This is a genomic window from Bifidobacterium sp. 7101, from assembly GCF_000499285.1.
Lineage (GTDB): Bacteria > Actinomycetota > Actinomycetes > Actinomycetales > Bifidobacteriaceae > Bombiscardovia > Bombiscardovia apis_A.
The window spans coordinates 1-5,275 of sequence record NZ_AWUN01000009.1 but is presented as its reverse complement, the minus strand read 5'-3'; the positions used below and the strand labels follow the sequence as shown (position 1 = coordinate 5,275).

Here is a 5,275-nt window from a genome sequence, read left to right as displayed (position 1 = left end):
GTTGGTGTGGTGGTGGTTTGAGAACTCAAGAGCGTGTTTGTGCTACTTATAGCTTTTTGATTGCCAGTCCGATGCCCGCCCGGCTGTTGTCGGGTACGTGGGAGCGTTGTGAGGGGTGTCGGGGTTTTTCGTGGGTTGGTTTCCTCCTTATGGAAGCCGGCCCGTCAATTATTGATGTGAGTCGTTTCGGCTTCTTCATGGTTTTTTTGTGGAGGGTTTGATTCTGGCTCAGGATGAACGCTGGCGGCGTGCTTAACACATGCAAGTCGAACGGGATCCGCCAAGCTTGCTTGGTGGTGAGAGTGGCGAACGGGTGAGTAATGCGTGACCAACCTGCCCCATGCTTCGGAATAGCTCCTGGAAACGGGTGGTAATGCCGGATGCTCCGCACTGTCGCATGATGGTGTGGGAAAGGGTTTACCGGCATGGGATGGGGTCGCGTCCTATCAGCTTGTTGGCGGGGTGATGGCCTGCCAAGGCTTCGACGGGTAGCCGGCCTGAGAGGGCGACCGGCCACATTGGGACTGAGATACGGCCCAGACTCCTACGGGAGGCAGCAGTGGGGAATATTGCACAATGGGCGAAAGCCTGATGCAGCGACGCCGCGTGCGGGATGACGGCCTTCGGGTTGTAAACCGCTTTTGATTGGGAGCAAGCGAGAGTGAGTGTACCTTTCGAATAAGCACCGGCTAACTACGTGCCAGCAGCCGCGGTAATACGTAGGGTGCAAGCGTTATCCGGATTTATTGGGCGTAAAGAGCTCGTAGGCGGTTCGTCGCGTCTGGTGTGAAAGTCCATCGCTTAACGGTGGATCGGCGCCGGGTACGGGCGGACTGGAGTGCGGTAGGGGAGACTGGAATTCCCGGTGTAACGGTGGAATGTGTAGATATCGGGAAGAACACCGATGGCGAAGGCAGGTCTCTGGGCCGTCACTGACGCTGAGGAGCGAAAGCGTGGGGAGCGAACAGGATTAGATACCCTGGTAGTCCACGCCGTAAACGGTGGATGCTGGATGTGGGGCCCGTTCCACGGGTTCCGTGTCGGAGCTAACGCGTTAAGCATCCCGCCTGGGGAGTACGGCCGCAAGGCTAAAACTCAAAGAAATTGACGGGGGCCCGCACAAGCGGCGGAGCATGCGGATTAATTCGATGCAACGCGAAGAACCTTACCTGGGCTTGACATGTGCCGGACGGCCGCGGAGACGCGGCTTCCCTTCGGGGCCGGTTCACAGGTGGTGCATGGTCGTCGTCAGCTCGTGTCGTGAGATGTTGGGTCAAGTCCCGCAACGAGCGCAACCCTCGCCTCGTGTTGCCAGCACGTCATGGTGGGAACTCACGGGGGACCGCCGGGGTTAACCCGGAGGAAGGTGGGGATGACGTCAGATCATCATGCCCCTTACGTCCAGGGCTTCACGCATGCTACAATGGCCGGTACAACGGGATGCGACATGGTGACATGGAGCGGATCCCTGAAAACCGGTCTCAGTTCGGATCGGAGCCTGCAACCCGGCTCCGTGAAGGCGGAGTCGCTAGTAATCGCGGATCAGCAACGCCGCGGTGAATGCGTTCCCGGGCCTTGTACACACCGCCCGTCAAGTCATGAAAGTGGGCAGCACCCGAAGCCGGTGGCCCAACCCGCAAGGGGGGGAGCCGTCTAAGGTGAGGTCCGCGATTGGGACTAAGTCGTAACAAGGTAGCCGTACCGGAAGGTGCGGCTGGATCACCTCCTTTCTACGGAGATTATGGAAATCCTCTGCGCGTGTCGTGTGGGGGTCGTGCCTGCGGGTCCGGCCGGTCGGCCGGATGGTGTGGGCGTGCTGGCGTGGAACGGTCTTGAGGCTGTGGCATGGATGCGCTGTTGGGTTCCCGGACCGCCACCCTTGTGGGTGGTGTTCCCGTCGCCCGTCGGGTTCCTCATGGGGTGTTGCCCTGTGGCGGGTCCCGCCGGTGTGCTGGTGGTTTGAGAACTGGATAGTGGACGCGAGCGGATGGCCGGCTGTGTGCCGGCTGTCTGCTGTATTGTTTCGTCCGAGCCTATTTTTTCAAGTGGGTTCGGGTCGATCGTTTTGTGATCGTTTAGTGTGATGATTTGTCGTCTGGCAGTTCGCAGTTGTTGTTGTCGTGGCATGGCCTGTGGTCGTGTTGTCGGCAAGGGCGCATGGTGGATGCCTTGGCAGACAGGACCGATGAAGGACGCGTGGGGCCGCGATAGGCCTCGGGGAGCCGCCGACAGGGCTTTGATCCGAGGGTGTCCGAATGGGGTAACCCGCCGGCCGTGATGGGCCGGCACCGCATTCGTGCGGGGGGTACGCAGGGAAGTGAAACATCTCAGTACCTGCAGGAAAGGATATTCCGTGAGTAGTGGCGAGCGAAAGCGGATGATGGCCAAACCGGTGCCGTGTGATACCCGTCGGGGGTTGCGGCATGGGTGTTGTGGGACTTGGCGTCCGGGCTCCGACGGGCCCGGCGGCAGTGATAAAGCGACGTGTGAGGCGAACGGGATTGAATTCCCGGCCGTAGAGGGTGATGGCCCCGTAGCCGAAGGCGCGCCGCCTGCCGGTCCTTGTTCCCAAGTAGCGCGGGACTCGTGGAATCCCGTGTGAATCGGCCCCGACCGTGGGGTAAGCCTGAATATTCCTGTCTGACCGATAGCGTACGAGTACCGTGAGGGAAAGGTGAAAAGCACCCCGGGAGGGGAGTGAAAGAGTTTCTGAAACCGTGTGCCTACAATCCGTCGGAGCCCTTCGGGGTGACGGCGTGCCTATCGAAAAATGAGTCTGCGAGTCAGTGGTGCGTGGCGAGGCTAACCCGTGTGGGGCAGCCGTAGCGAAAGCGAGTCCGATAAGGGCGTTCCAGTCGCGTGTCCTGGACCCGAAGCGGGATGATCTAGCCCTGGGCAGGTTGAAGCGCGGGTAAGACCGCGTGGAGGACCGAACGGACCTGGGTTGAAAACCGGGCCGATGACCTGGGGCTAGGGGTGAAAGGCCAATCAAATTCCGTGATAGCTGGTTCTCTCCGAAATGCATTTCGGTGCAGCGTCGCGTGAGTGCCTCCATGGGGTAGAGCTACTGGATGCTTGAGGGCCCGTATCGGGTACCGACAGCAGCCAAACTCCGAATACGTGTGAGGTGTATCGCGGCAGTGAGTCGGCGGGGGATAAGCTCCGTCGTCGAGAGGGAGACAGCCCAGATCGTCGTCTAAGGTCCCCAAGCGCGTGCTAAGTGGGAAAGGATGTGGAGTCGCATAGACAGCCAGGAGGTTGGCTCAGAAGCAGCCATCCTTGAAAGAGTGCGTAACAGCTCACTGGTCTAGTGGTTCCGCGCCGATAATGTAGCGGGGCTCAAGCACGCCACCGAAGACGCGGCAGCGCAGTTCGCTGTGCTGGGTAGGAGAGCGTTCCGCGTGGGGTGAAGCGGCGGCGTGAGCCGGCCGTGGACCGCGTGGAAGTGAGAATGCAGACATGAGTAGCGAGAGGCGGGTGAGAATCCCGTCCGCTGGATGACCAAGGGTTCCGGGGCCACGTTCGTCGTCCCCGGGTGAGTCGGGTCCTAAGGCGAGGCCGACAGGCGTAGTCGAATGGATGAAGGAGTCGATATTCTCCTACCGGCGTCGAGCCGTCCAATCCAAGACGTGGAAGCATGCCCTTACCTGTGTCGGGTGGTGGTCTTCGGACCGTCCGATGGCATGGGACCGGCGTGTGGATGCGTGGCGGGTAGCGCAGGAGTGACACGGAACGGGAGCCGGGCCGCGGTGGTGGTTATCCGTGGTCAAGCATGCGGCGCGTCGGGCAGGCAAATCCGCCCGGCATGAGCGCGAGGTGTGATGATGGGGGGTCTTGTGCCCCGAATCCGGTGTGCCGTTCCGTCGAGAAAAGCTTCGGCGTGAGGATTGGCGCCGCCCGTACCCCAAACCGACACTGGTGGTCAGGTAGAGTATACCAAAGCGATCGAGCGAATCCTGGTCAAGGAACTCGGCAAATCACTCCCGTGCCTTCGGTATAAGGGAGGCCCCGGCCGGTGAGGCGCTTCGCGCGCGGAGCCGGCTGGGGCGGCACAGACCAGGGGGTAGCGACTGTTTACCAAAAACACAGGTGCATGCGAAGACGTAAGTCGCTGTATATGCACTGACGCCTGCCCGGTGCCGGAAGGTTAAGAGGATCCGTCATCCCTCTTCGGAGGGGGCAGCGGTGAATTCAAGCCCCGGTAAACGGCGGTGGTAACTATAACCATCCTAAGGTAGCGAAATTCCTTGTCGGGTAAGTTCCGACCTGCACGAATGGCGTAACGACTTCCCCACTGTCTCGACCAGGAGCTCGGCGAAATTGCAGTACGAGTAAAGATGCTCGTTAAGCGCAGAAGGACGAAAAGACCCCGGGACCTTTACTATACCTTGGTATTGGCGTTAGGTGCGGACTGTGTAGCATAGGCGGGAGGCTTCGAAGCGGGTGCGCCAGCATCCGTGGAGCCGTAATGTGAAATACCGCTCTGTCCTCATCTGGCCTCTAACCTCGGCCGGTCATCCCGGCCAGGGACAGTGCCTGGCGGGTAGTTTAACTGGGGCGGTTGCCTCCCAAAGAGTAACGGAGGCGCCCAAGGGTTCCCTCAGCCCGGTTGGCAATCGGGTGTTGAGTGCAATCGCACAAGGGAGCTTGACTGCGAGACCGACGGGTCGAGCAGGGACGAAAGTCGGAGATAGTGATCCGGTGCCGGCGTACGGACGCGGCATCGCTCAACGGATAAAAGGTACCCCGGGGATAACAGGCTGATCATCCCCAAGAGTCCATATCGACGGGATGGTTTGGCACCTCGATGTCGGCTCGTCGCATCCTGGGGCTGGAGCAGGTCCCAAGGGTTCGGCCGTTCGCCGATTAAAGCGGCACGCGAGCTGGGTTCAGAACGTCGTGAGACAGTTTGGTCTCTATCCTCTGCGCTCGTTGGAATCTTGAGGAGCCCTGCCCATAGTACGAGAGGACCTGGGTGGACGAACCTCTGGTATGCCGGTTGTCGCGCCAGCGGCACGGCCGGTTGGCTACGTTCGGATGGGATAACCGCTGAAAGCATCTAAGCGGGAAGCCCCCTCCAAGATAAGGATTCCATGAAGCCTTAAAGCTTCTGAAGACCCCATGCAGAACACATGGTCGATAGACCGGACGTGGACACCCCGCAAGGGGCGGAGCCGACCGGCACTAATGGTCGAGGACAACACAACACCCACCCCTGGAGGGGTGGCGGCATCAACCCCTACTGCGGATACGACCTGCGGCAATATGCACGGAA

Annotated in this window: 2 rRNA genes; both read left to right on the top strand. The window is 60.4% G+C overall.

Annotated features, from left to right (window positions below):
• Positions 1-205 precede the first annotated feature (205 nt).
• A 16S ribosomal RNA gene (locus tag P272_RS0108480) occupies positions 206-1,730 on the top strand.
• A gap of 407 nt (positions 1,731-2,137) precedes the next feature.
• A 23S ribosomal RNA gene (locus tag P272_RS0108475) occupies positions 2,138-5,207 on the top strand.
• The 16S and 23S rRNA genes sit together here, the layout of an rRNA operon.
• Positions 5,208-5,275: the final 68 nt, after the last annotated feature.